This window comes from Streptomyces sp. NPDC050448 (assembly GCF_040655295.1).
In the GTDB taxonomy this organism is placed as follows: Bacteria; Actinomycetota; Actinomycetes; order Streptomycetales; family Streptomycetaceae; genus Streptomyces.
Window position 1 is genome coordinate 15,293 of record NZ_JBFAJR010000051.1, and the last position, 24,062, is coordinate 39,354.

21 protein-coding genes and 1 rRNA gene are annotated in these 24,062 nt (G+C 66.4%); 6 read left to right on the top strand and 16 right to left on the bottom strand.

Features of this window, described 5'->3' with window-relative positions; all coding sequences use genetic code 11:
• Positions 1-6 precede the first annotated feature (6 nt).
• On the bottom strand, positions 7-2,073 hold the full coding sequence (locus tag AB0I68_RS35690; RefSeq protein ID WP_363181560.1) for a sensor histidine kinase: 2,067 nt from the start codon (positions 2,071-2,073) through the stop codon (positions 7-9).
• A gap of 363 nt (positions 2,074-2,436) precedes the next feature.
• On the opposite strand from AB0I68_RS35690, the gene rrf reads away from it, so the two are divergent.
• Positions 2,437-2,553, top strand: a 5S ribosomal RNA gene (rrf, locus tag AB0I68_RS35695).
• 57 nt (positions 2,554-2,610) lie between these two features.
• On the opposite strand, the gene AB0I68_RS35700 is transcribed toward rrf, so the two are convergent.
• Together AB0I68_RS35700 and AB0I68_RS35705 are read right to left on the bottom strand one after the other, a co-directional pair.
• Positions 2,611-3,588, bottom strand: coding sequence for a BsuBI/PstI family type II restriction endonuclease (locus tag AB0I68_RS35700; RefSeq protein WP_363181561.1), 978 nt, complete (start codon positions 3,586-3,588; stop codon positions 2,611-2,613).
• Positions 3,589-5,136, bottom strand: coding sequence for an Eco57I restriction-modification methylase domain-containing protein (locus AB0I68_RS35705; protein ID WP_363181562.1), 1,548 nt, complete (start codon positions 5,134-5,136; stop codon positions 3,589-3,591).
• A gap of 506 nt (positions 5,137-5,642) precedes the next feature.
• On the opposite strand from AB0I68_RS35705, the gene aspS reads away from it, so the two are divergent.
• Both aspS and AB0I68_RS35715 read left to right on the top strand, forming a co-directional pair.
• Positions 5,643-6,959, top strand: a complete 1,317-nt coding sequence (aspS, locus tag AB0I68_RS35710; protein WP_363181563.1) for an aspartate--tRNA(Asn) ligase — start codon at positions 5,643-5,645, stop codon at positions 6,957-6,959.
• A gap of 352 nt (positions 6,960-7,311) precedes the next feature.
• On the top strand, positions 7,312-9,114 hold the full coding sequence (locus AB0I68_RS35715; RefSeq protein ID WP_363181564.1) for an AAA family ATPase: 1,803 nt from the start codon (positions 7,312-7,314) through the stop codon (positions 9,112-9,114).
• A gap of 700 nt (positions 9,115-9,814) precedes the next feature.
• Here AB0I68_RS35715 and AB0I68_RS35720 read toward each other — a convergent pair.
• The 13 genes from AB0I68_RS35720 to AB0I68_RS35780 all read right to left on the bottom strand — a co-directional run bounded on the left by AB0I68_RS35720 (position 9,815) and on the right by AB0I68_RS35780 (position 20,839).
• Positions 9,815-10,297 (bottom strand): NUDIX hydrolase, encoded by a 483-nt coding sequence (locus tag AB0I68_RS35720; RefSeq protein WP_363181565.1) that lies wholly within the window; start codon positions 10,295-10,297, stop codon positions 9,815-9,817.
• 85 nt (positions 10,298-10,382) lie between these two features.
• Positions 10,383-10,532: a hypothetical protein gene (locus AB0I68_RS35725; RefSeq protein ID WP_363181566.1), complete on the bottom strand. Its 150-nt coding sequence runs from the start codon at positions 10,530-10,532 to the stop codon at positions 10,383-10,385.
• Positions 10,533-11,082: 550 nt separating this feature from the next.
• The gene (locus tag AB0I68_RS35730) at positions 11,083-11,841 is read right to left on the bottom strand and encodes a creatininase family protein (protein WP_363181567.1); all 759 of its coding nucleotides are present in this window, start codon (positions 11,839-11,841) and stop codon (positions 11,083-11,085) included.
• A gap of 444 nt (positions 11,842-12,285) precedes the next feature.
• Positions 12,286-13,575: a serine hydrolase domain-containing protein gene (locus tag AB0I68_RS35735; RefSeq protein WP_363181581.1), complete on the bottom strand. Its 1,290-nt coding sequence runs from the start codon at positions 13,573-13,575 to the stop codon at positions 12,286-12,288.
• A 2-nt stretch (positions 13,576-13,577) separates the two neighbouring features.
• The gene (locus AB0I68_RS35740) at positions 13,578-14,489 is read right to left on the bottom strand and encodes an HEXXH motif-containing putative peptide modification protein (RefSeq protein ID WP_363181569.1); all 912 of its coding nucleotides are present in this window, start codon (positions 14,487-14,489) and stop codon (positions 13,578-13,580) included.
• Positions 14,490-14,600: 111 nt separating this feature from the next.
• Positions 14,601-14,744: a hypothetical protein gene (locus AB0I68_RS35745; protein WP_167347301.1), complete on the bottom strand. Its 144-nt coding sequence runs from the start codon at positions 14,742-14,744 to the stop codon at positions 14,601-14,603.
• A 110-nt stretch (positions 14,745-14,854) separates the two neighbouring features.
• On the bottom strand, positions 14,855-15,721 hold the full coding sequence (locus AB0I68_RS35750; protein WP_363181570.1) for a protein kinase: 867 nt from the start codon (positions 15,719-15,721) through the stop codon (positions 14,855-14,857).
• Positions 15,718-16,365 (bottom strand): hypothetical protein, encoded by a 648-nt coding sequence (locus AB0I68_RS35755; RefSeq protein WP_363181571.1) that lies wholly within the window; start codon positions 16,363-16,365, stop codon positions 15,718-15,720. Before AB0I68_RS35755 ends, AB0I68_RS35750 begins: the two co-directional genes overlap by 4 nt.
• Positions 16,366-16,369: 4 nt before the next feature.
• Positions 16,370-17,104 carry a hypothetical protein gene (locus tag AB0I68_RS35760; protein WP_363181572.1) on the bottom strand — a complete coding sequence of 245 codons (735 nt, stop codon included), beginning with the start codon at positions 17,102-17,104 and terminating at the stop codon, positions 16,370-16,372.
• The gene (locus AB0I68_RS35765) at positions 17,101-17,733 is read right to left on the bottom strand and encodes a hypothetical protein (protein ID WP_363181573.1); all 633 of its coding nucleotides are present in this window, start codon (positions 17,731-17,733) and stop codon (positions 17,101-17,103) included. Before AB0I68_RS35765 ends, AB0I68_RS35760 begins: the two co-directional genes overlap by 4 nt.
• Positions 17,730-19,616 (bottom strand): radical SAM protein, encoded by a 1,887-nt coding sequence (locus AB0I68_RS35770; protein ID WP_363181574.1) that lies wholly within the window; start codon positions 19,614-19,616, stop codon positions 17,730-17,732. The genes AB0I68_RS35765 and AB0I68_RS35770 overlap by 4 nt, the downstream gene beginning before the upstream one ends.
• A 39-nt stretch (positions 19,617-19,655) precedes the next feature.
• Positions 19,656-20,090, bottom strand: a complete 435-nt coding sequence (locus AB0I68_RS35775; RefSeq protein WP_053678445.1) for an NUDIX domain-containing protein — start codon at positions 20,088-20,090, stop codon at positions 19,656-19,658.
• A gap of 152 nt (positions 20,091-20,242) precedes the next feature.
• Entirely contained in the window at positions 20,243-20,839 is a 597-nt protein-coding gene (locus AB0I68_RS35780; RefSeq protein WP_363181575.1) for an ATP-binding protein, read from the bottom strand.
• A 265-nt stretch (positions 20,840-21,104) separates the two neighbouring features.
• Here AB0I68_RS35780 and AB0I68_RS35785 point away from each other — a divergent pair, with 265 nt between their 5' ends.
• From AB0I68_RS35785 to AB0I68_RS35795, 3 genes are read left to right on the top strand one after another with little or no spacing between them, the layout of a single operon-like run.
• Entirely contained in the window at positions 21,105-22,472 is a 1,368-nt protein-coding gene (locus tag AB0I68_RS35785; protein ID WP_363181576.1) for a hypothetical protein, read from the top strand.
• Positions 22,469-23,308, top strand: coding sequence for a DUF1932 domain-containing protein (locus AB0I68_RS35790; RefSeq protein ID WP_363181577.1), 840 nt, complete (start codon positions 22,469-22,471; stop codon positions 23,306-23,308). Before AB0I68_RS35785 ends, AB0I68_RS35790 begins: the two co-directional genes overlap by 4 nt.
• Positions 23,301-23,729, top strand: a complete 429-nt coding sequence (locus tag AB0I68_RS35795) for an NUDIX hydrolase (protein ID WP_363181578.1) — start codon at positions 23,301-23,303, stop codon at positions 23,727-23,729. The genes AB0I68_RS35790 and AB0I68_RS35795 overlap by 8 nt, the downstream gene beginning before the upstream one ends.
• Positions 23,730-24,062: the final 333 nt, after the last annotated feature.

Here is a 24,062-nt window from a genome sequence, read left to right on the forward strand (position 1 = left end):
TCCAGGCTACTCGCGGGCGATCCGCATAGGGAGGCGGATACGGAAGGACGCGCCCCCCAGCTCCCCGTACGCGTCGGCCGCGAGATCCCCATCCTCAACCACCGACCTCCTGCCACACATGTCGGCAACGGCATCACGGACGACTGTCAAGCCGAATCCGGCGCTCTCGGTCTCCGGACCAGTTACGCCCGGACGCCACATGTGTGCGACGTCGACATCAACAATCCCCGGACCTGAATCGGAGAAGTCGAAAGCCGCGCGGCCCTCCTCAACCCGAGTCCGGACCTGCACGACTCGGTCCCCCAACAGATCGCCGGCACGCGCGAATGAGCTCATGGCATTGGCGGCCAGATTGAAGACGATCGCTTCCAGGTCCGACACTGCGGCCGCGACATGGATCGGCTCGTCCCAGTACTCCTCGTTGATAGAGATGCCGCGTCGCTCCAGCTGGGGGCGTACCGCGCCCAAGGCACGGCTGATCATTTCGTTCAGGTCGACGATGTCGACGCGGAAACCACCTGCCCGGGCCGCTCGTGTAGCGATTCCCACAAGGTCGATCATCCCGCGACCTACTTCGCTGGCGTCGCTTCCAGCTGCTGTCTCACGCCCGAACGCGGAAGCAAGGATCCCAGCAGTGGCGAGGGACCGGTACAAGAGGTGCTCCGGTCGCATCGCTGGCAAGGGTGCCTCGTCGCGCTGCGCAGGCAGACTCGGCGCCAGCGTCAACAGCTCCGGTTGCGATGCCGTCTCCCAAATCCTACGGTCGTCCGCCGAGCTCCTGGGCGCCTCGGGGCTGCCCGTAACAGGGACAGGCGCGGGACGCTGGACAGGCGAAGGACGCTGGGCGGGCGAAGGAATCCCTAGCTTCTCACCGTCTCGGATCCTCTTTCGTTCCCTTGCCGCCCACTCTGTGGCGCCTCGGGCAAAATCACGGAGTTCAATGAACGCGACGTTCTCCTGGAACCCCATCCGGTCTGTCTTCGGAATGAGAAGGCCATCCGGGTCATCGACCGATACACGCCCGATGCTGTTGTTGGTGGAGGGGCGAAGTTGCGGGTTACGGGCCCTCAAGAGGTTGAGGTCTAGCCAATCGAAGCCCTGATCACCGTAGGGATGCACACGCAGGCCTCGGTGGAAGAGGTGAACGCCACCGACAACCTTGAGCCACGGACGCAGAGCAGTGAACTGATTCTTCGAGCCACGAAGTTCGAACGAGCGCTTGTCCAGCAGGAACATCCACAGCTCGAAGGACGCCGCTGGCGCTTGATACCTCAGAGGAGGCTGGAGTCGCCCCCCGCGGCTATCCGGCGCGATGTCGACGTGCTCCCCTCGGGTGATTACGCGGCCTTTCCAGTCGTAGAGGACGGTACTCGCGTACCCCTCTTCGTCGAGATTGGCTTCGAGCTTGTATTCATACTCGTCGAAGAAACTTCGATTTACTGCGTCCGAGACCCGATCGAACTGGGGCGCAATGAGCGTCGCGGTGAAACCTGTGTCCTCGTCATTGAAGAACCCGGTGACCAAGCGCATGGCACGAGCAAGCCGATCCATCTGCTCTTTCTCGAAGCCCTGCCGCAACTGGTGAACAGTCAATGAGGTGCCGGGCTTCTTCGATGTTGCCTGCGTGACAACCGTGAGCTCGACCTCTTCGACCGAGCCAACCGACTCGTAGTCGGACCAGTCGATGACGAGCCTGTGCTCTACGCCGGGCTCGCTACGCGGGCGGGACAGCAGCTCCACCCGGCGCCCAAGGCGCAGTGCCGCCAGGCGGCCCAGCCCCTTCTCACCGATGCGACGACGCTTGGAGTGGCTGTCTGTTGCACCGGACTTCTGCGACCTCCCAATAAGGAGGAAGCCCTCGCGGATGTCCTCGGCCGTCATGCCGTCGCCGTCATCCTCGACCACAAGGGTGCCGCCAGCTTGGGTGGCGTTGTGGAGCTGAACGATGGCCTTCGTCGCATCCGCGTCGTAGGCGTTGCGGACGAGTTCAATCACCCCGAGGTCGGGGTGCGGGATCAGCTCCTCCCCAAGGCGGATCAGGATCTCCGGCGCAAAGCGCAGATGCGTGTTCAAGCGTCCTCCTTCAGGTCAGATCCGCCCGCGTCACAAGATCTCGGGAGGCACGCAGCGTAGCCACCTGCACGCACAGCGCAGGCCGAGTGGCTAGATAACCTCGCTACCCAGCGGCACACTTGGCCGGTTCTCACCCACTACCGACACACGGACCACGACCGTCAGGCCTTCACCTGCCACTTCGGGGACCTCCGGGAGCCGAGGGCGACCAGCCCATCGGCCGGCCGGAACGCCGTCGCCAGCCGCCTCCGGGCCAGCCCTGTCGGCCTTCGCGGCAGGACAAGCCAGGTGCACAGCGGCCATTATCCGCCTGTATACTCAGCCAACGAAAGCGCTTCTACGCTAGGAAGTGCTCACCAGATTTTCGGTGACCATAGCGGCGAGGAAACGCCCGGTAACATTTCGAACCCGGAAGCTAAGCTTGCCAGCGCCGATGGTACTGCGAGGGGGACCTCGTGGGAGAGTAGGTCGTCGCCGAATTAAACCCGAAGGGGCCGTTCCGCAATTTTGCGGAACGGCCCCTTTTTTGCGTCGATCCTAGCTGTACGGACCCAAGAAGCGCTCACCGTTAAAGTGAATCAGGTGTGTGGGGTTATCCGCGCACCAGACATCCGTCTCCCAAGCGATTTCCTTCAGATACTTACGCAGCTCAGCACGCGACGGCAGCGCTGAGATGAAGACGAGGCCAGCCGATGAGCCTCGGAAGAGTTCGCTGAGCTCCCTGTGCCTTTTGGCATCCACCGGTCCATGGGAGGACGCTGCTTCAATCAGGACGAGCCAGTTCCGATCCCGAAGAAATACCACGACGTCCGGCATTTTTCCGTGTGAATCGACCTCCACACCGAGCTCTGCGAGTGAACCTTCTTCGAAGATCGCCCACTTGTTGTCAGCATCACCAACATAGAGCACTTCACCATTGGGCGTGTACCGCTCGCAGAACTCGTTTATGATCTGCACGATCAGGGTGTTCTGACCACCGGGACTGAGGTCGATCTTCTTGCCCCCGGGAAGCTGGACCGGAATCCTATTCATCTCCCGCTCCCGCGCGTACAACGCCTGAAGACCGGGGCGCTCTGCAAGGTACTCGGCAAGCCGCTCATCGAACCCCTCCTGCCCGAACGATGTAATGAGGCCATAGGCATTGGGCTCTATCTGGTAGCACCACTTCGGCGAGTTCACCGGCCGGTCCGGCTGATCTGGATTCTGCACAACGAGGCCGGCATCGACGAACTGGTGCAGCGTAAACCGGCGAATCGTCTCGCGGCTGTTTGCAGCGTAATCCTTCTCGTAGAAGTCGCGCAGCCACTGCATGATCTGCACAGTCCGAAGCATGGACCGCTCAGCTTGCGTCCAGTCCTGATCAGGACCAAGTTCCAGAAGGGCTAGAAGCACATAGGCCGAGCGCTCATTGGAGCGCTCCGAGTCGAAGCCAAGAAGCTGGAGAAGCCTACGGGCCTCAGTAAGCTTATTTTCACGCACGCCTCCATCAAATTCAATAACGGTCTGCCCAGTCATTTAGTTTCCAGTCTCCGCTTTCTCGATATTCCGCTCGACGACTTCGTCGATCTTTTCCTGCCCCAGCCAGACGCCACTATCCCAGCCCCGCCCCATTTCGGAGAGTTGCTCTCGACTTGGATAGCGAAGGTTTCGCAGGTCTGTAGCATTTACCTGAGTGTGGCCACTAAACCGTCGAATGAACCGATCCAGCAGCGTTGAATTCAGCCACAGACAAAGGCCCCTCGCAACGTCTTCAGGCAAGCCTTCCCCACCCTCGTGGAAGACGTTCACATGATTCTCGAATCCAATTCGGTCGCAAGGAACCTGGCTCGGATCGAAAACGGCAGCCACGACGCGACGCTTCTCCTCTTTGGAGGAGAGGCGCTTCACTACGACGTAATAACCGCGAGGGAACGTCATCTTCTCGGTGTCCCCGTTTAGCATGATGGCGTTGTTCTTCTTCGCGCCCGGGACGGGCCAAGAAATGCCACCCTCGCGCATATGCAAGGGGTAGATCAGAGGAACAGATCCAGGGACGGGGTCAGGCCGGAGGTGCTCCTTACTGCGGAAGTCGACCACACGCCCAGTAGAGACCTGACAGCGAAGGTCAGCTAGGGCGGCCGGCAGGCTGGCATGGGCCTGCGCTAGCTGCGTGTCCTCTTCGTCGGCGCTGATGTGAATAAAGAATTCTCGATCCTCCGGGTGGACCATCTCCGCATAACGAACACTGCGGCTTCGAATCTCGCTCGAGTAGCTCTTGCTGGTCGAAACCGTTACCGGGCCGCGGTCACTTGCATCGGTGCGCGTCGCCGAGAAGATGACATTCTCTTGCAGCACATCAGTGTCGGCGAAGACCTTGTTGCGAGCTTCGAATACATGCACATGATCGAGGTGCATTCGGTCCAGGAAATACTTCCGGAACGGCCGGAAGTAAGGTCCGTTAGCAAAGCTCCGAGGCGTGATCGCCACCAACTGGCCGCCAGGCGCCAGCAGATGAACACCAAGCGCCATGAAGGCCGAGTAAAGATTCGACGTCTCGGTGCATTTCTCGGTGACCGCCCTGCGCTCCCGCGAGTTTGCAGCGAGTTTCTTGTAGGGCGGATTCATGATCACCAGGTCGAAACGCTCTCGCGTCTCAGCGAACAAGCCTTCGTCCTCGGTCGCCCACGCGATGAAGTCGCCAGGTACGAGGTTCACCTCGACCGAACCGCCGACTGCTTCCGCTGTGCTGACGCAGTCGGCGAGCGTGGCAGCCAGAGTCGCATGCATCTGCGGATCCACCTCGCATGCCGTGACAGAGATGTGCGACCGCGGTTGCTCGCGCAAGATCCGCATGACAAGGGACGCCGTGAGGGAGCCGGCACCAGCACCAGGATCCAGAACGCGGATCGTCTCAGACGCTTCCAACCTGGCGAGGGAGGCGATGAAGTCCGCGGCAGGGGCAGGGGTGAAGTACTGACCGAGCTTCGCACGCTGCTTAGCGTCCAACGCCGAGGACGATTCCTGCCTGCGCGCTTCCGTGCGGATCACAAGATCCGTTACCACTGCTGGTGCTCCTGTTGCCATAGACACAGCCTAGCCAGCAGTGGCTCCGGTCCTGCGTGCCTGTGGATAACACGAGGGGCTGGCGTTCGTGGCGAGCCATGGGGAGCGGGTTACGACCCGAACGGGTTTCGAAGATCATGACCGACCATGGGCGAGGCGATCGTGCAGGTAGGGGCCTAGACGAAGGCGTGATTCAGCCAGGTCTCATACCAGCGCCGTGATTCCGTTGCGGGGGATTTGCATGGTCCCTATCCTCGTGGGCAACGCGTAGACGGAGACGAGTAGCCGAAGTGCACGCGAGCAGAGAGAGCCGCCGGTAGCTGGGAAGGCGGACTCGCGCCCGAGGTGAAGACCCTCCTGAGCGCGGGGAGGAACGGCCGCCTGGCCCAATGCCCCGCCGGTTCGCCCCCGTCACAGGGCTGAATGAGGCCGCTGCCCTCGGGTGGCGGCGAAAGTGCGGTGGTACCGCGAGTTCCCTTCTCGCCCGCACTCCCAAGGGATCATGACGACGCCCCTGGAGGGCTGCGATGATCCACACCACGAGCCGCGTTCTGACCTCTGACCTACGCGGCCACATCGACCAGACCGTCTCCGTGTCCGGCTGGGTGAACGCACTCCGGCTGCAGCGCAAGATGCAGTTCGTGATCCTGCGCGACCCCTCCGGCATGGTCCAGGTGACCCACAAGCGCGACGGCAGCCCGCTGGAGGAGCTGCTCGAGTCCCTCACCCCGGAGTCCGCCGTACGGATCACCGGCCGCGTCGTCGACGCGGCCCAGGTCAAGCTTGGCGGCCTGGAGCTCGTCCCCGAGTCGGTCGAGGTGCTGAACCTGGCGGAGACGCCGCTGCCGATCGACGAGCACACCGGGCCCGAGCACCGGCTCGACTGGCGCTTCCTCGACGTCCGCAAGCGGGAAACCGCGCAGCTGGTGTTCACCGTGCAGACGACCCTGGAGCAGGGGCTGCGCAAGTACGCCATGGAGCACGGCTGTACCGAGATGCACACGCCGAAGCTGATGGGGACGGCCTCGGAGTCCGGGGCGGAGGTGTTCAAGCTCGGGTACTTCGACCGGTCGGCGTACCTGGCGCAGTCCCCGCAGTTCTACAAGCAGATGGCCGTGGCCGCCGGCATCGACCGGGTCTTCGAGATCGGCCCCGTCTTCCGTGCCGAGCCGTCGTTCACCTCCCGGCACGCGACCGAGTTCACCGGCGTCGACGTCGAGCTGTCGTGGATCGACGACGTCGAGGACGTGATGGCCTTCGAGGAGCAGATGCTCGCCCACGCCATCGCCAAGGTCGCCGAGGTCCACGGTGAGCGAATCCTTGAGGTGTTCGGGGTCGAGGTCAACGTGCCGGAGACGCCGTTCCCGCGGATCACTATGGCCGAGGCGCAGGAGGTCCTGCGGGCCGGCGGCTGGGACCCGGAGGGGGTGAAGGAGGACCTGGACCCGGACGGTGAGCGTCGGATCGCCGCGCACATGAAGGAGCAGACCGGGCACGAATTCGCGTTCATCACGCACTACCCGGCGAGGATCCGGCCCTTCTACCACATGCGCCCGGCGGACCGGTCGGACCTGACGCTCAGCTTCGACCTCCTTTGGAAGGGCCTGGAGGTCACCACCGGCGCCCAGCGCGAGCACCGCTCCGACGTCCTGCTGAAGCAGGCGGAGGAGAAGGGCATGAGCACCGAGCCGATGCAGGACTACCTGAACATCTTCCGCTTCGGCTGCCCGCCCCACGGCGGTCTCGGTGCCGGCCTCGGGCGAATCCTGATGGTCATGCTCGGCCTGGACTCCATCCGCGAGGCGGCCTTCCTCTTCCGCGGACCGAACCGACTGACGCCCTGACTGCGCCGTGCACGCAGCTACCCTCGCTGCCGCTCTTGGCGGTGAGGTTCCAGGTCGAGGGCTGAGCAGGAACTTGCGCGCGGATCCCCCACAGGGTCACTTCGCTGGACCCGCGCCTGTCTGGATCGGTCTGATTCGGTCAGATCCGCGCACGAGTTCAACGAGCCATCTCCGCAAGACATTAGGATGATGCGTCTGGGAGATCTTCGTCCCAGTCAATGGCTGTGGCAGGACGCTGAGGCAGCTCGTGGCTGACCCTCAGTGCAAGGGAACGGAGCGGCTGAGAACGGTGCACATGCACAGCTTCACCGTGTGTGGATTCCGGTCCCTAGAGGATGTACGCGACATCCCTGTGAGCACGCCGACCATCCTCGCCGGACAGAACGACGGTGGTAAGAGCGCCGTGCTCGCTGCTCTCGCCTTCCTCGTGGGGAACGAACAGCTGGCCGAGGACGACCGCACGTACGCGCTGGCTCCTTCCGCCGATGCGGAGGACACGGCATCCCTGTCGCGGTGCTCGACTACCTGGGTGGAAGGGCTGTTCACTCTCGACGCGTGGGAGCAAGAAGAGTTCAGCCTTCCCGCGAAGCTGCGTGTACGGAGACGTTCTACTGCTGACGAGGCCCCCGTCCTGGAATGCTGGGCGCCGCTGGCGGACGATGATCGACTACGCGACACCACGAAGCTGTCCCTTGCTGAGGTCAGGACGCTGGCCAAGGATGTCCTGCCCGACCTGACGTCCATCAAGCGCGGAGACATCGAGCCGGCGTTGCGCAAGTACGGCATGGCGCACGCCTCGACGGCGGCGTGGGTGCCCGCCCCCAAGGGCATGGAGCGCAGGCTGCCCCGACTTATGCCGTTCGATGGGAAGACGGCTGATCCTGATGGTGCCGTCAAGACGGCACTGATGGGCCGCTTTCAGGCCCACATGGCCGACCCCACGCTGCAGGGAAGTCTGCAGACGATTGAAGACGGCATCAAGGACCGACTCCAGAACGACGCCAAGTCCCTGTGCGAGCACATTCAGAGCCGCTGTGATGACTTGGCTGAGGTGTACGTCGAGCCCGAGGTCTCCTTCACCCATAGCCTCCGGGGCACTCCGCTGCGCATCGCGCGCACCAAGGGTGAAGCCGTCGGCCTCAACCGCTCTGGTCTAGGTAGCGGTCGCCGCATCTCTCTTGCGATCTGGGAGTGGAACAGCCAGCTACTCGCGCAAGAGGAGCTCGGCGACATGAACCACACGGCCGAGCCGGACTCTGCCGAGGATGCCCCACCGCCAGTGCAAACGATCGTGATCTACGACGAGCCAGACACACACCTCGACTACGGCCACCAGCGCAAGATCATGCAGCTGATCAGGGACCAGAGTGCCCTGCCTCATGTCAACGTCATCGTGGCCACCCACTCTATGAATCTGATCGACGGCGTCGACATCGCTGATGTCGTCCACCTACGGTTGGAAGACGGGCGAACCCGGATAGAGCGGCTGGGGACTGACGCCCACGACGAGATTGACGGCCACCTGGGGCGTATCGCAGCAGCCGTGGGCTTGCGCAACTCCGTACTCCTGCATGAGCGCTGCTTCTTGGCCGTCGAAGGCGAGACCGAGCAACGGGTGATCCCCATGTTGTTCGGGCTGTCCGAGGGCCAGTCCCTGCAGTCGGCTGGCATCGCTCTATGGGCGTGTTTCAACAACGAGGGGGCACTCCATCTGGCCCGCTACCTGGTCGAGCACGAGCGCTCCGTGATGCTCATGGTGGATGCCGACAGCCGCAACTTGCCGAAGGGACTCTTCAAGTCGGCTCGTCTCCAACAGTTCTTCGGCAATGCCTTTGACGATGTGGTCCGCTTCGTTGGTGAACCGGAGTCGTTCAACGAGTTGGAGGAACTGTTCTCGGACGACCTGTGGGCCGCAGCCTCGAATGAGCTCTGGCCAAAGGACGAGCCCTGGACAGCGAGCGACTTCGCAGCTCAACGTCCCGGTCAGAAGTTCAGCAAAGAGGTGCTGAACATGCTTCGCCAGGGAAGCCCCAATGGGCCCAGCGGAAAGCCCGACATGATGTTCGATCTGATAACTACGCTGACCAGCCCGGATCAGGTCCCTGCACAGCTGCGAGAGATCTTTAGCGAGGTCAGAAAGTTGGCCGCAGGCTAAAGGCGCGTAACACCGACCTAGCCTCGCCAGTCTTGCGCTTCCGCCGCGCGAGCATGCGCTCCTTCCGCTGCTCCAACGTTGGAGGCTCCCACTTGTGCCACCCCACGGGCGGCTTCCACCGCTGGGCATGCTCCCGCGCCTCTATCCCGCACCAGCGGCAGCCACCCGGAGCAGGAATGCACTGGTCAGAGGCATTTTGCTCGTCAGTCATCAGTCTCCCTCCCCACAGAAGATTCTTCCCTATGGCACTGACATCACCCCTCCTTCCAGGCGGGCCTTTTCACCCTAAATCGGATGAAATGCGCTAGCCACTCACGGGCTCTGGGCGTGGCCCCATGTGCGATGCATCATTACGGCCTGAGTCCCACACGGAGAGTCCCACGTTGCTGTGTTGCACGTCCCACGTCGGCCTTGTCGCAGTGCGCCATCGTCTAGAGCTCCCGTAGCGCCGTCAGGACCTGCCCCAGCAGAAGCGGGGTCGTCTCCTGCCTGCCACTGCGCCTCTCACCGAGGGCCTCCGTGAGTGCGTGGGGCTGCTAACAGCTGTGAAAGGACACTCGCGCTCTGCGCAAAAACCCTCCCGAACGCTGGAAAGCGCGGCCTCCGGGACCGATGCCCGGCCGGTTGGACCTCGCCATCGGGCTGCACAAGGCTGCCGCTCTCTTGGTGGGCGGCAAGAGTCTCCGGAGCGCGAATGCGGTCAGGAGCGTACTTCTGGCGGCTCCCCGTGCTCCAGGTAGGCAGTCAGGCCGTTCACTCGGGCCTCGATGCCTGCCGCGATTCGGCGTGCAAGGCGAGGGATGGTAAGTTCCGGCACCCGGTCGGCGTCGTGGAAGTCGTAGCCGCGGATCTCGTCCGCTTGCAGGGCGATCTGCCGGCGGTCGCCTGCGCTCAGGCGACCGCCGTCGAAGAGGTAGAGGACCTTGTCTCCCTCTCCGGGGTTCGGCGCCCAGTCCACGACGAGGAGGCGGCCGATGTGCGGTGCAATGCCAAGTTCCTCCTGGACCTCACGCGCACATGCTTGCCGGGGCGACTCCCCCTCCTCGACGTAGCCCCCGGGGATGTCGCGGTAGTCCTTGTAGGACGGCTCGACAAGGAGGACTCGATCGGCTTCGTCGAAAAAGAGAGCGCCAGCCGCCATGCGGGGGTGGGCCATCCTCGCTTCGTGCTCGTTCTCGCTCACGGATCGGACTCTAACTGTCCGCGACGATACCCAGCCTGCGGGCCAGATCAGCCATGGCATCGGGAGGCTACGGAAGCGTGGTTAATCAGGGCGCACCGAGCTTCACGCTAAGGCAGTCGCTCGAGTCCACCGCCATCCCGGTCGGGGTGTAGGCGATGACACCGTGCTCGGTCCCGGCCAGTGCCCGCATCGCCGTGCAGCGCTGGCCGGCGTCGCCGCTGGTGTACTTGATCACGACCGAGTCCCTGCGGTCGGCTGGGTCTTCTTCATCAGGGTTGCCGGGCAGGATGTAGGCCGCCTCAACATCCTGGACGCGCTTCACCCATGCGGGGACTCCGGCACCGTAGCTGGGGGCCACGCGTGGGGTGGGCGTGTCATCGGCCTGTGGTATCGCCGCAGTCGTTGGTGAGACGGCCGAGGGGCTGCTCAATGCTGGAGGTACCGCCGACACGTGTGGAGTCGCCGAAGCGGCCTCGTCCGGGTCGTTGCCGCCGGAGTCGAGAAGGAATGCCAACGCGATGACGGCTATGAGTCCGGCGCCGGCGAACAGGCCAGCCCGCGAGAGTGGTGGCCGCGCAGCAGCAGGCGGCGTCAGGGAGGTCAGTCTGTCCGGAGGGACGGACAGCTCGCTTCCGGTGCTGAGCATTCGTATCTCGACGTTGCCGTCGGCCGCGTGACCAGTGACATTGGCGCGGTTCCCCAGGTACTGGACGATCGAGCCGACTGGGAAGCTCTGTGGCGCAGGAGTCAAAGCGGGACCCTTCGATTACAGGTGTTGGCTGGTTTCAGTCACTGGGGCCGAGGATCTCCAGGTGGCCCGCGAAGCTGTTGGCCAGGCTGGCGAGTACGGCCTGGCCCTTGACCGCGGTCGCGTCGGAGGGGAAGCCGACCACACCGGTTTCGGTGTACGCGCTCATGCCCTGGACCAGCAGGAAGGCACGGTTGCCGCCGTCATGGTCGGCATCGGCGAACCCGTCCCGCACCAGCTCGGGCGCCGCGTGAAGGAGGATGGACGTCTCGATCTCGCCGGCGTGCATGTCGGCGTGGCGGTCGGAGACGAGGTCGGCGTGGTCGCGGGCTCGGTCCCAGTCGGCTCCGAGGGGGAAGAGGGAGACGGCAGGCCCGTCGACGTTGGCCTCCTGGACAACATTGGACAGGACGTAGTTCCCTCCGTGACCGTTGACGATCACCAGCTTGTGGATGCCGGAGCGGGCGAGGGACGCGCGGATGTCGTCGACCACGGCGTAGAGGGTCTTCGCGCTGATGCTGACCGTGCCGGGGAAGGCGGCGTGCTCGTGACTGCACGACATGGTGATGGGCGGGAGCAGGTGGACCAGGTAGGCATCAGCGATCTCCCGGCTGATGATGCAGGCGATCGCCGTGTCGGTGATCAGCGGGAGGTACCGGCCGTGCTGCTCGAAAGAACCGACCGGGAGCACGGCGACGTGGGGCTGCTGCTCCTGGACATCCGTGCTGGTGGCGGTCGGCAGCAGGTTCACGGCACTCCCCGGGTCGGCTATCGCTCGACCATCATCATCCGCCATCGCTACTTGGGCTGGCGTTTGGTCTATGAGTGCTGGTACTGGTGCGGGTTCGGTGGCGGCCTCCGCGGGGGCTGGGATGCTCGTCCACCTCGCTTCGCGCGTGGGTGTTGCTTCGGTGAGGTTCGTCTCGGAGACGGATGGACTGCCATACCCGCTGGTGGAGTTCGGAGATGCACGGGCTGCAGGCGAACATGGGGGCCTGCATGCCCGCGACGGTCGCCGGCCCTATCCATAAGACGAGTGTCTGGCGTTGGCCGCAGTACAGCCAGCAGACGCCGTCAACCCACGTGTTCGAGTCATCGGTTTGGGCGGGCGTGGGCAGACCTTCGTGGGCGTACGCCGCGATCCCGGGAATCACCAGGTGGTTGAGCATCAGGAGTCTCCAGTTCGGTTCGCGTCTCTACCGGTTGGGTAGGCGATCCAGATGGCGCCTTCCGGCGGTGGCTACTGGCGGATGTACGTGAGTCCGGGGGCGCGGTCGAGGTCGAGGGTGAAGCGGTCGACCTGGTCCGTGCCGCTGGGCACGGTGAGGGTGTAGCCGTTGCCTGCGTAGATGCCTGAACCCGCGGGGGTGAGCCGGTCGCATGTACCTCGGCGCCACAGATGGAGAGTGTCGGCTCTGCGGGTGAGGCGAAGGTTGCCGGGGGCCTGGTCGCAAGTGAAGGTGCCGAGCTCTGTGTGCTGGCCGAGGTCTCCGGGTCTGGGTTGATCTTGGACGACAGTGCTTGGGGTTTGCTCCCGAGCTGCTGCGCGGAGGAGGGCCTCTTTCGGGGCCAGCAGCGGCGGCTGGTGGAGGTTCCGGAGGATGGCGGCGATGACGCGGTCTGCCGAGAGCCCGGCGTTGTTGGACAGGGCGATCACGCGTAGCCCCGACGCCTCCACGTGGGCAGCCGCGGAGAAGCCTTGTTCGTGACCGTAATGGAAGACGGCATCGCAGCCGGGGCGAGCGTCGGCGTAGAGCCCCGGGCCATAGAGGTAGGGCTCGTGGTCGCTGGGCTCGTAGCCGACAGCTTCCTGCCAGGGGAGTTGGCGGGGGTGCTGCCAGCGCTGGTGGAGGTGGGTGAGCCAGCGGTCGAGGTCGCCGACGGTGGTCCACAGGGTTCCGGGGCCGGGCAGGGTGACCGGTACTTCTGTACGCCGCCAGCCGTGGTGGGTGGACTGGTAGGCGAATGCGGCTCCAGGGATGACCTGGCGAGGGTCCGTCTTGAAGTGGGTGGCGTGCATACCGAGCGGACCGAAAACGCGGCGCCGGGCGAGGTCGGGCAGCGTGGTGCGATGGACCGATTCCAGGATCTCTGCCAGGAGAAGGTAGTTGGTGTTGCTGTAGAGGAAGCGGCCTTCGGGGACGGCGCGCTGGTCCTGGCGGTAGGCGAGGGTTCGCAGGTCGTCGGCCGTGTAGTGGTCGAGGTCCCGGAAGCCGGCGAGGGAGAGCAGGGACTCGGCATCGCGTATGCCCGACCGGTGGGTGACCAGGTCCGCGACGGTGACATCGCTGATCTTGAGGCGGGGCAGCAGGTCCGAGGCCCGCTGGTCCAGGCGCAGGAGATCGTCACGCGCAGCGAGCAGGATCAGGTGGGCGGTGATCTGCTTCGCGACCGAGCCGACGTTGAAGGTGGTGTCCGGTCCGATGGCCAGACCGTGTTCGAGGCTGGCCAGACCGGTGTGGAGGAGGGTGGGCTCTTCGCCTGGCCGGTGGGCCAGCAGGGACAGGCCGGGCTGCTCGTCGCGGGGCATGTTCACAGGGCGAGGGCCTGGTGGTGGGTGGCAGCGAGGCGGTGGCGGAGACCATCGTCGCTGATCAGCTCCAGAGCGCGGGCGTGATCGGTCGCGGTGCCAGCCAGGAGGCTTCGCTGCTGATCGAGGTAGGCGGTCAGGAACCGGTGCAGGTCTCCCGTGGTGCTGTTCAGTGCGTGGGCGGTGAACAGCATGGTCAGCGGGAACGCCCAGCAGGCGTGGAGGAAGCCGAACGCCGGCCGCATCGTCTGTTTCCACGGGGAGTGGAAGCGTGCGGCGTCGCTGATCTTGCTTCCCGTCGCGGCGAGGGCGTCGTTCAGCCAGTTGTGCCCGGCCTCGTGGATGAGGTCGCGGGCCAGGACGACCGGGTCGTCGACGTGGTCCATGAAGACCGTGCCGGGCAGGCGGCTGATGGTCCAGCTGTCGAGGGTCTCGCCGAGGTACTTCGTCCGCAGCAGGCACAGGACGACCGCATGCGCGGCGAGCAGGTCGCCGAAGCCCGCAGCTGCGGCGCTGGCGTAGGCGTCGGCCGCGAGGTGGCACAGGTGGGGTTGGGCGGGTTCGGTGCCGGGGCCCAGGACGTAGTAGGGCGTCTCGGAGATCGCGGATCGGGGCAGGTCGGCGAGTGTGGGCGCGACGACCACGCGGGCGCCGACCGCTGTGAGGACGGAGGCCGTGGTGGCACCCGCGCCGGGGTGGGCGACGTACCACTCGAAGGTCGATGCATCGCCGACGCGGGCGGCGGCTTCGGCCCCTTCGAGGGCGTGGTGGGCCAGGCAGTAGTCAGCCGCCGTACTGGTACTGGTCTGAGGCTCCTGGACTCCGGGGCGGATGACCGCGTGGATTCTCTGCGTGCGCTCGTGGTGCAGGCGGTCGATCGGCGGGAGGTCGAAGAGGTCGGCGAGGGTGTGCATAAGGCGGCTCTCCTGTTCGGTGGTGGGCCCGGGGCCGGGCCGCAGGTGCTGGCGGCCCGGCCCCGGGGGTCTTCACCGGCGGCGCTCAGAGCGCCGAGCGGCTAAGGGTGTTCAGGCGGTGGTGGTCTCCGCCTCGGCCGCCGGCCAGCCCTCGGCCGAGACGCTGGAGGTGTGGGCGGTGGTACGGACGGTCTCGTCCTCGCCGCGCAGGTCCTCGACGTTGGCGAGGAAGTCGGCGATGCGGTCCTGGTTCATGAGGTGTTCCGCCTTTCGATCTCGGTGGCTTCGGCTCGTGCGCTTGCAGTGCTGCGGTGCCGGCTAAGGGGCGGAGATCTCGCCCTGGGCATGAGGGCTCCCTCGTGTTGTCAGCGCTGGTGCAGGTCGGCTGCGGTGAGGAGTGCGATGCGCAGGTCGTTCATGGTGGGCCGATCGCCCACGCTGTCGGACAGCGCGGCGGTCACGACGTCGCGCAGAGGCTCCGGGATGAGGGGCAGCTTCGTGTGGCCGACCAGCCGAGGGATGTCTGTACACAGGTAGCGGTAGACGAGGACGGCGAGGCTGAACACGTCGGCTGCCGGGGTGGCCTCGTGGTAGCCGGTGAGGTACTCCGGCGGCCAGTGGACCTCGGGGCCGCGGTGGTCCGGCCCGCGCGGGGTGGACAGGCGGCGGGCGGCTCCGAGGTCAGTGATCAGGCCCCGGTCCTGGTCGATGAGGATGTTCTCCTGGTAGACGTCGCGGTGGACGATTCCGCGCTGGTGCAGGTTGTCCAAGCCGTCGGCGACGTCGGCGAGGATGCTGAGGCCCTTGCCGGTGTCCTTCGACGAGGTCATGAAGGCCCGGAAGTTTCCGCCGTCGCAGTGAGGCATGGTGTACCAGTCGAATCGCTCCGAGCTGCCCTGTTCCAGCAGCGGGACAATGTGATCGATTCCTCCAGCGGTGGCGGTCAGCTCCGCCTCGTGGCGGAAGTCTTCACGGGTGAGGGCGCGTTCGGTTTCGGTCATTTGCGCGTACCAGTAGAAGCCGTACGCGGCAGGTCGCTCGCTGGGGTCGAGCTCGGCCAGGACGTGGTTGCTGCCGAAGCCCGCCTTCAGCACGACGTCCTCCTGGCCGGGGCGGCTCGCTGTGACCAAGGTGCTGGCCCGCGTGAACGCGAGGAGATTGCTGATGTGCCAGCCGTCCGTGCGGAGCTGATCGAGGACCCAGGCTGCGGGATGCATCGGGTGCAGGTTCATGGGCTCGCTTCCTTGTTCGGGGGCGTGGGACCGTCGGCCGAGCGGAGGTCCTCCATGCAGGCGATCACCAAGGCTTCGAGGTCGGCGTGGGTCGTGCAGGGGTGCCTCAGCACGGGCAGGCCGGTGGCCTTGGTCCAGGCATCGGCGGCCTCGTTGTAGAGGTCGGCCAGCCGTGCGGCGGCCTCGGGCTGTTCGGAGAAGCGACGCTCTGTCGCACGTTGAGTGATGCGGTCGTGGCAGATGCCGGGCTCGGTGGTCAGCAGAACGGTCAGCTGCGGACGGGCCTGGGTTCGCTCGGCGAGAAGCTCGACGTACGCGTCGACGGGCTGCCGGTGGAGCAGGGCGAGCAGGCAAGCGGTGGAGAGGGTGAGCCGGTCGGCGAGGACCGGGCCGGCTGTGAGGGCGGTGGCGATGTTGAAGCGGGAGTGCAGGGCCAGGTCCTGGGCGGCGGCCTCGATGGCCTCTTGCTCGTCGCCCGCCTTTCCGGCCCGCAGGCGGATCAGGGTCCGGGTGGCGGAGTGGGAGAGCCAGGAGAACTGGCCGATGTGGCTGAGGGGGATGCCCTCGGCGTGGGCGGTGGCCAGGAGCCGGTCGCGGAGGGTGCTCTTTCCGGCGCCGGCTATGCCTTCCAGGGCCAGGAGCACGCGCTCACCCCGCCGTGGTGGGCTCGGCGATGAGCCAGCTGATGAACTTGGCGACCCGGCCCGCGGCGACCGGAAGGGTGCCGTGCGCGAGCTGGGAGCCGTACAGCAGGGCGGTACCGGGCGCCGGGGCGACGCTCCAGCGGGTTCGGGGCATGTGCTGGAACCAGGCCGCGGAGTTGTCGGCTCCGTCGTGGGTCAGCCACATGCCCTCCGCGTAGCCGTTCGAGTCGGCGTCGGGGGCCTTGCCGTTCCACAGGCGGTCGCTGGAGGCGGTCTCCACGTAGAAGTCGCCCCCGGCATCGGCCTGGGTGATCACGACACTGATGCCGGCGATTTGGCGGGGCCAGGCGAGTGGGTCAGGGGCGATGCCGTCGAGGTGGCTGGTGATGTGCTGGCCCACCCCGTACTCGACGTACGTCCACGGGCGGCAGTGGGTGACTGAGGGCATGACGCGGGAGAGTGCCGGGCGGGCGCGTTCGAAGGCGTCGGTCAGGAGTTTTTCGGCGGCTTCGGGGATCGAGGGGATCTCGACGCGTCCGGCCGGCTCGTAGACGGCCATGGCCTCTTGTGGGCTGTGACCGGGGATTTCGTGGATGGAGGTACGGCGCTCGTCACCGAAGCGACTGGTGCCGCCGCTGGTCAGGACGTCGTTCATCAGGTCGGCGAGGTGGGTCCGCTCGGCATCGCTGAGGAAGTTCTCGATGCTTCCGACGCCGACGGTCTCGGCTATGTGGATCACTTCGTGGTTCCCCCTTGCTGGAGCACGCGGTGGATGTCGTTCAGGTCCGTGCAGTGGTTGAGCCAGCTGACGACCGGGCTGCGGGTGGCGGCCAGCGGGTCCTGCCACAGCGCGAGGAGCTCTCCGGTCAACGGCAAGTCGCTGCTGTCGGGCAATAGGCCGGCGTCAGGTGCCTCGGCCTGGGCCAGGCCGCCGCACGAGGCCCCGTGCTGCCGGGTGAAGACGAGCGCGAGACGAGCTGCGGCCGTGGTGCGGCAGGCCCGCACGAGGGGGCCCGCGGGCAGCGGTAGCCCGTACGCGCGGTGCTCGGTGACCGTCCATGCCTCGGCGATGGCGGCGCCGGAAGCTGTGACGCGGCAGACCGCGCAGCACCGGCGATCGGAGTCTGGGCAGAGGAGGAGGTGCTCGCCGACGGTGGTTGCGATTTCGTCGAGGACCGCCCAAGCGGTACTGGCCAGCACGGCACCGACCTCTGGCTTCCAGAATCCCGCGCTGTCCTTGTGGTTGCAGCAAGGCTCGCCCGCTCCGGGCTGCTCGCTGGAGGTGAGGGCGGGTTCGATGAACAGGGCGTGGAAGTAGACGATGCGTCCCAGGAGCTGGTGGACGATGACCGTGCCGCCGGGCTTCACCGCAGCACTCCCTCGGGGGCTTGCGGCAACACCGGCAGCGGGCAGGCGCAAGCGGATTCGGCCTTGGGACGTTCGGCGTCGAGGGCTGCGGCCAACACAGCGGCGGCCTCGTTCAGGCGGGCGAAGTAGCCGTCCCACCCCTGACCGAAGCGGGGGTCCAGGCTCAGGTCGAGGACCGGGGTGGTGGTGCCCGTGTTCTCGCAGGTGAGCTCTGAGCGGCCGACGTTGACCTCGACGCCTTCGGGGAGGAGGGCGCTCGCCAAGGCTGCGGCCCGACACAGGGCCGCGGCAGTACGGGCGTACTCCTGGCGGTCGCGGGGGAGGAGCCCGACGCGCAGCCCCGTGGGAACCAGGTCCGCGCCGGTGTACTGGTGGCCCTGGCAGCTGTCGTACGTGACGAGCCCCCAGGCTCGGGTGACCGTGTCGACCAAGGGCCAGACCCTGGGTTCGATGGCCGCCCGCCACATCGGGTGGGCAGGGGTCAGGTCGTCGGCCTCGTGGATGCCGGCGAGGCCCACGGTGTTGATGTTGCCGTGCTCACTGGTGTGCAGCCTGACTTCGCTGCCGACGAGGTCGGGAGTGTCCCAGCTGGTCAGGAAGGCGTTCACGTCGCGCATGCTGTTCGGGGTGCGATGGCGCCAGCGCAAGCTCTGGCACCAAGCGCCGACGGGATGTGCGGGCTGGGCCAGCAGCGCGGCGACGCCGTCGATCATCCGCATGCGGTAGTCGCAGTACGCGTCGTGATCACCGGCCGGGTCCTGGCGCCAGCGGGTGGCGATGCACCCTCCGCCGCAGCTGGTGCGGTAGTCGCAGGTCGTGCACTTGTCCATCAGGGCCTTGCCCTGGGCGAGGAGGAGGGAGTCCTGCTGGGCGCGGACCACCTCGTGGTCGTCGGCCGTGGACTCCAGCTGGGTGAGGCGGGCCTGGGGCCAGGGAAGTTCGTCGCAGCTCCCGAGGCGGCCATCAGGGTAGAGGGTGAAGACGTGGTCGCACTTGAGGTCGGAGAAGTGGCAGAAGCCTGTCGTCAGACCCCGTAATCGCCGGATCGTGGAGACGGCCGGTTCCAGCTTGATGCGGGCGAAGTGCCCGGCGGTGATCCAGTGAGCGGTGGCGGCAAGGACGAACTGGGCGTACTCGTCGGGATGGATCGCCCAGGCCGGGCCATCGGCTGCGTTCACCGCGGCCTGCTGAAGCACCCGGCTGGCCGACTTGCGCCTGCTCGGCAGGGCCGTGGAGCGGCGGATCGTGGAGTCGAAGCAGGGTACGAAGCTGATCGCGTTGACCGAACCGAAGCCGGCGAGGTGGTCCAGCACCTCTTCGGCGCGGTCCAGCACGGCAGGGGTCACTGCGGCGATCACGCCGACGCTCCTGCCCCGCTCCGCGAGAAGGTTCAGGGCGGCGGCGACGCGCGGATACACGGGCTTACCGTCGTAGCCGACGCGCCAGGCGTTGCCCTGGGCGTCGCCGTCGAGGGAGATGCCGATCCGGAGGTCCGGGCAGAGGGAGTCGAACATGTCGAGCCAGTCGGCGTCGAGGAGGACGCCGTTGGTCTGCAGGCTGACACGCACGACCTGCGGCATGCCGGCCAGCTCCCCGAGGATCTCGCCGATGTGCTCCCGCCCCGCGGTCAGGGGCTCGCCGCCGTGGAGTTCGACGGCGAGCTTGCGGCCCTTGAAGATGTCGGCCAGGCGCCTGATCTGGTCGGCGCTGACCCTGGCACCTCCAGGGGCCTCCTTGCGTTTCTCGTAGCAGTAGAGGCAGTCGATGTCGCACGTTTCGCCGCGCGTCTTGACGATGACCGACACCGCGGTGCCAGTGTCATCGGCGTCCAGGCTCCGGTAAAGCCCCTCGATCGTGTGGCGCTGTTCTGTGCTGAGGTTCATCGGCTGCCCCCTCCTATGCTGCCGTGACCGGATGACTGGCTAGTCGGACAAGCGCCCCAGCAGGGCGCCCTGGCCGGACTGGAGAATGTGCGCGGCCTCCAGCGGGATCCAGAAGCACTCGAAGTGAGTCGGCTCCTGCTCGCCGTCGTGGTCCTCCTGGCTCATCCACCGCTCCGGGGTCGGCTCGGTCAGCTCCAGGTGGAAGACGTGCCGGTGCTGGATCTCGAACCGGTACGGGCTGATGTCGTACTCGGTCTCGCCGAGCTTGCGGACGATCTTGAAGTCCGACAGGCCGGTCTCCTCACGGGCCTCACGCAGAGCGGCGGCCTCCGGGGTCTCACCCGGGCGGATGCTGCCCGCGGGGACCTGGATGCCGACCTCCTCGTAGGAGTAGTCGGTGTGGCGGAACACCAGCAGGCGCCCGTCGCGCACGACGTAGACGAGGACTTTTTCCTTCGTGACCTTCTCGGGCATAGCGAAAACCTCCACTTGGTACAGGAGCTGATTCGTGGGCCCGGCCCAGTGGAGGACCGGGGACGACGTGTCCCGTGGTCGACCGTGATCGGCCGGAGTCCTGGGGAAGCCCACGAGTCTAGGCCCCCAACTGGCTGTCAAATCAGCGTTATTCAGTCGATCAGATGACCCGCGCAGGGCCTGTCGGCTGCCGCGACCGAGGTCCGACGCCTGGCCCTCGTCCGAGTGTGCGACGACGAGCCAGCTATCCGTGTGCGAACCTTCGTCGCCGCGCGATCAGCGCCTTCGCCGGCGCGACCGGCGGGCAGTCGCTGGTCGCGTCCGCTGCCCTGATCTGCCCTTTGACCACTCGGGCTGCTGGGCAGGTCGAACTCCGCCCAGCAGCGCTTGCCCGTCGCCGTCAGCTCAGCACCGTGCCGGTCGGCGAGCACGGACACGAGATACACACCGCGCCCAGACTCGGCGCTCCAGCTCAAGGCTCCCGGCTGCGGCAGCACCCTCACCGCGTCGTGCACCTCGACCACGAGCACCGGCCCCTCCTGGCAGACGCTCACAGTGACCGGCCCCGACGCCGTGTGTCGCACGGCGTTGGCGATCAGTTCGCCGACTGCCAGCTCGATGCCGTCCAGTGCCTCCTCGTCGAGCCGTATGCCCCAGGAACAAATGCCTGCGACGACGCGGTGTCGCGCCTGCTGGGCGCTGGCTGCCGAGTGGGCGACGGTGAACGCGAGCTGGTGGTGCGCTGCCATGAGCGGGCCTCCTGAACTGCCTGGCTTGCGTAACCACGGCGGAGGATCGGCCTCGCTGGACCGCTGTCTTGCCGGGGCGAAGACGAAGTGTTCCCGGCGGCCTCTGCCTGAACGAGGCCCTGAGTAACGCCGAACGCGGCCCTTTCGTGCCTAACCGATGTCTATTTGCTGTCCACCTGGAATTTCTGGACAACAGATCTGCGATCGGCGGCTGTTGATGTCTAGCGTGGATGCCGGACAAGGACCCCGGCATGTGGGAGCGGCTGTGGAGCCATCAGGACCGACCCTCTTCCAGACCCTGATCAACCAGCGGGGCTGGCAGGACTACCAGGTCTTCAAGCGGCGGTACGAGCAGGCGGCCAAGCAGTTAGCCGAGCTGGAGGGCCCTCCCTCGATCGCGACGGCGACGATCGAGAAGCGGCAGTTCTTCCGGTACGCGCACGGAGAGGTCCGAACCCCGCAGACCGTCGGACGCCGCGTCCTCGAGTTCATGTTCCCGGGCATCCCGGCCGCCCGACTGCTCGGGCCCGCGGAGTCCAAGCCGGGTGTCTCACCGCACCACCAGGCGGCTGACGACCGCAATGCAGTGGATCCATCCGAGTACGGCCTTGAAGACGTGGTCATGGCGGCGGCAAACGAGTCGGCGCAGTTCGCGGCCAGGGCAGAGAGCAGCAACGTGGGACCGCACACGCTGGAACAGCTGGAAGCTGACATCCGCCGCCTCGTCATGACGTACCCCAACCGGCCCGTCGGGCCCCTGTTCCGCGAGGTACGTGCCCTGCGTGACCGCGCCTTCGAACTCCTCGAAGGACGTCAGCCACCGCGGTACACCTCCGATCTCTACGTGGGCGCCGGTGTCCTGTGCGGCGTACTGGCGAATGCCAGCTTCGACCTGGGCCGCTATGACGCGGCCGAGACACAGGCCCGCACCGCCTTCCTGTTCGGCGAGCTCGCGGGCCACAACGGACTGCGCTCCTGGGTGCGCGGGCTCCAGGCACTTATCGCGTACTGGGACGGGCGCCCGGTAGACGCCGTACGCCTCGCCGACTCGGGAAGCGCGTTCACTCCGGAATCCGGCACGGCGCAGATCCGGCTGGAGAGCATCAAGGCGCGTGCCTTTGGCCAGCTCAACCGGGCCAGCGATGCCTTGGCGGCCCTCCGTGCCGCCGACCGCCTACGAGAACAGCTCGTCGAAGGCGACGAGCTACCCGGCGGGATGATGGCCTTCCCCGTCGAGAAGCAGCTGTTCTACTCCAGCAGCACGCACCTGTGGCTGGCGGGCACACAGCACCTCAGCGACGCCGAGGCCCGCGCCGACGAAGCGGTGGAGCTGTTCCAGTCCGCGCCTCCGGAGCAGCAGCGACTCGGTGAGATGTCCCTGGCCCGTATGGACCTGGCGATGGCTCGGCTGGGCCGAGGAGCCATCGACGGAGCGGCGACCCAGATCCACGCGGTCCTCGGGGTCAGTGCCCGGCGCCGCACAGAGAGCGTCGACCGTCGGATCGGCCACTTCAGCCGTCAGCTCGCACTGCACCCCGGGGCCGGGTCACCTGCCGCGATCGGCCTCCGTGAGGTGATCATTGCTCATCAGGAACGCATGCCCGCTCAGCTCCCGCCAGGAGGCAGCCAGTGACGACCGTGACCCTCTTGCACCCCGGCGCCATGGGCGCGGCCGTCGCCGCCCAAGCCGTCGCGGCAGGCCACGAGGTGCTGTGGGTGCCGGAAGGCCGAAGCGAGGCGACCCACCGGCGCGCGAAGGAAGCTGGCGCCACCGCCTGTGACTCGCTCGCCGAGGCGCTGGAGCGCAGCGAGATCGTCCTGTCGATCTGTCCGCCGCAGGCTGCCGAAGACGTGGCGGCCACGGTCGCCGGCCACGCCTTCGCCGGCGTGTACGTGGATGCCAACGCGATCAACCCTCAGCGCATGCGGCGCATCGCGGAGGAGATCAGACCCTGCGGCACGGTCCTCGACGGAGCGATCTTTGGTCCGCCGCCCGGCGGCCAACGGGCGGCTCGTCTCTACCTGGTCGGCGAAGCCCAGGCCGTTGACACGATGGAGCCCTTGTTCAAGGACACCGCGTTGCACGTCCGCCGCGCGAGCGGCAGCGTCGGCTCCGCCTCCGCGCTGAAGATGGCGTTCGCCAGCTACCAGAAAGCCGCCCGAACCCTCGCCGGCGTGGCCCACGCACTGGCCGATGCCCATGGAGTCGCCGACGAGCTCACCGCCGAGGCGCAAGCGATGGCCTCCAATATCCTCTCGGACCCCGGATACCTGCCCAGCGTGGCCGCACGAGCCTGGCGCTGGGCGCCGGAGATGAAGGACATCGCTGAGACCCTACGCGCGGCGGGTCTACCAGTAGACATGGCCGAGGCCGCAGTGGCGGTGATGTCGCGCTGGGAAGGAGACAAGGACCGGTACGACCTGGAGCTCACCGACGTCTTGTCCCACCTACGGAGCCAGGGTGAGTGAGCAGCGACCAGTCCTCTCCCCGGACGAAGTCCAGCAGCAACCCGTCGCCGCTGCCGTGGTCGTCCACGAGGGGCGGGTGCTGCTGGTGCGACGCCGCGTGGCGGAGGGACAACTGTCCTGGCAGTTCCCGGCAGGCAAGGTCGAGCGTGGCGAGACAGGGGAAGCCGCCGCTGTACGGGAGACGAAGGAGGAGACCGGCCTGCATGTGACCGTGGTGACACTGCTCGGTGAGCGCGTCCACCCAGTCACCGGCCGACTGGTGTCATACGTAGCGTGCGCGGTGGAGGGAGGGACGGCGCAGGTCGCGGACGCTGACGAGATAGCCGAGGTCGCCTGGGCGACCCTCGCGGAGATCCCGCGGTACGTCCCGTACGGACTCTTCGCGCCAGTGCAACAGCACCTCGACGCCGTGATCGGGTGAGCAGAGACGTGTCAGTCCCCGCTTCGTTCCGTCCGCAGGAGTTCGATCTCCTGCTCCAGCGCAGCCACGCGGCGTTCTAGCTCAGCCCGACTGCGTCTTGTCGGCGCAGTCCGCGCTGCCTTCGATGGGGTGGGTGGTTCGCCGGCGAATCCGAGGGGCTCGAAGGCCACAATCGTCGAGGGATTCTTCCCACACTCCGAGCAACGAATCTTGCGGCTGGGTTCGGCGTTCTCGCAGTGTGAGGTTCCCCCGAGATGCGGGATTGAGTGACAGAGGGTCAGATGGGTTTCATGAGAGGAGCCCAGACGATGCCTGCACCGAGGAAATACCCGC

Bases quoted from the DNA above. Each gene is read 5' to 3' on its own strand.
- AB0I68_RS35775 (WP_053678445.1), bottom strand. From the start codon at position 20,090: ATGCCCGAGAAGGTCACGAAGGAAAAAGTCCTCGTCTACGTCGTGCGC.
- AB0I68_RS35735 (WP_363181581.1), bottom strand. From the start codon at position 13,575: ATGCCCCGCGACGAGCAGCCCGGCCTGTCCCTGCTGGCCCACCGGCCA.
- aspS (WP_363181563.1), top strand. From the start codon at position 5,643: ATGATCCACACCACGAGCCGCGTTCTGACCTCTGACCTACGCGGCCAC.
- AB0I68_RS35780 (WP_363181575.1), bottom strand. From the start codon at position 20,839: ATGGCAGCGCACCACCAGCTCGCGTTCACCGTCGCCCACTCGGCAGCC.
- AB0I68_RS35700 (WP_363181561.1), bottom strand. From the start codon at position 3,588: ATGACTGGGCAGACCGTTATTGAATTTGATGGAGGCGTGCGTGAAAAT.
- AB0I68_RS35705 (WP_363181562.1), bottom strand. From the start codon at position 5,136: ATGGCAACAGGAGCACCAGCAGTGGTAACGGATCTTGTGATCCGCACG.
- AB0I68_RS35745 (WP_167347301.1), bottom strand. From the start codon at position 14,744: ATGAACCAGGACCGCATCGCCGACTTCCTCGCCAACGTCGAGGACCTG.
- AB0I68_RS35770 (WP_363181574.1), bottom strand. From the start codon at position 19,616: ATGAACCTCAGCACAGAACAGCGCCACACGATCGAGGGGCTTTACCGG.
- AB0I68_RS35730 (WP_363181567.1), bottom strand. From the start codon at position 11,841: ATGGCGGATGATGATGGTCGAGCGATAGCCGACCCGGGGAGTGCCGTG.
- AB0I68_RS35750 (WP_363181570.1), bottom strand. From the start codon at position 15,721: ATGAACCTGCACCCGATGCATCCCGCAGCCTGGGTCCTCGATCAGCTC.
- AB0I68_RS35740 (WP_363181569.1), bottom strand. From the start codon at position 14,489: ATGCACACCCTCGCCGACCTCTTCGACCTCCCGCCGATCGACCGCCTG.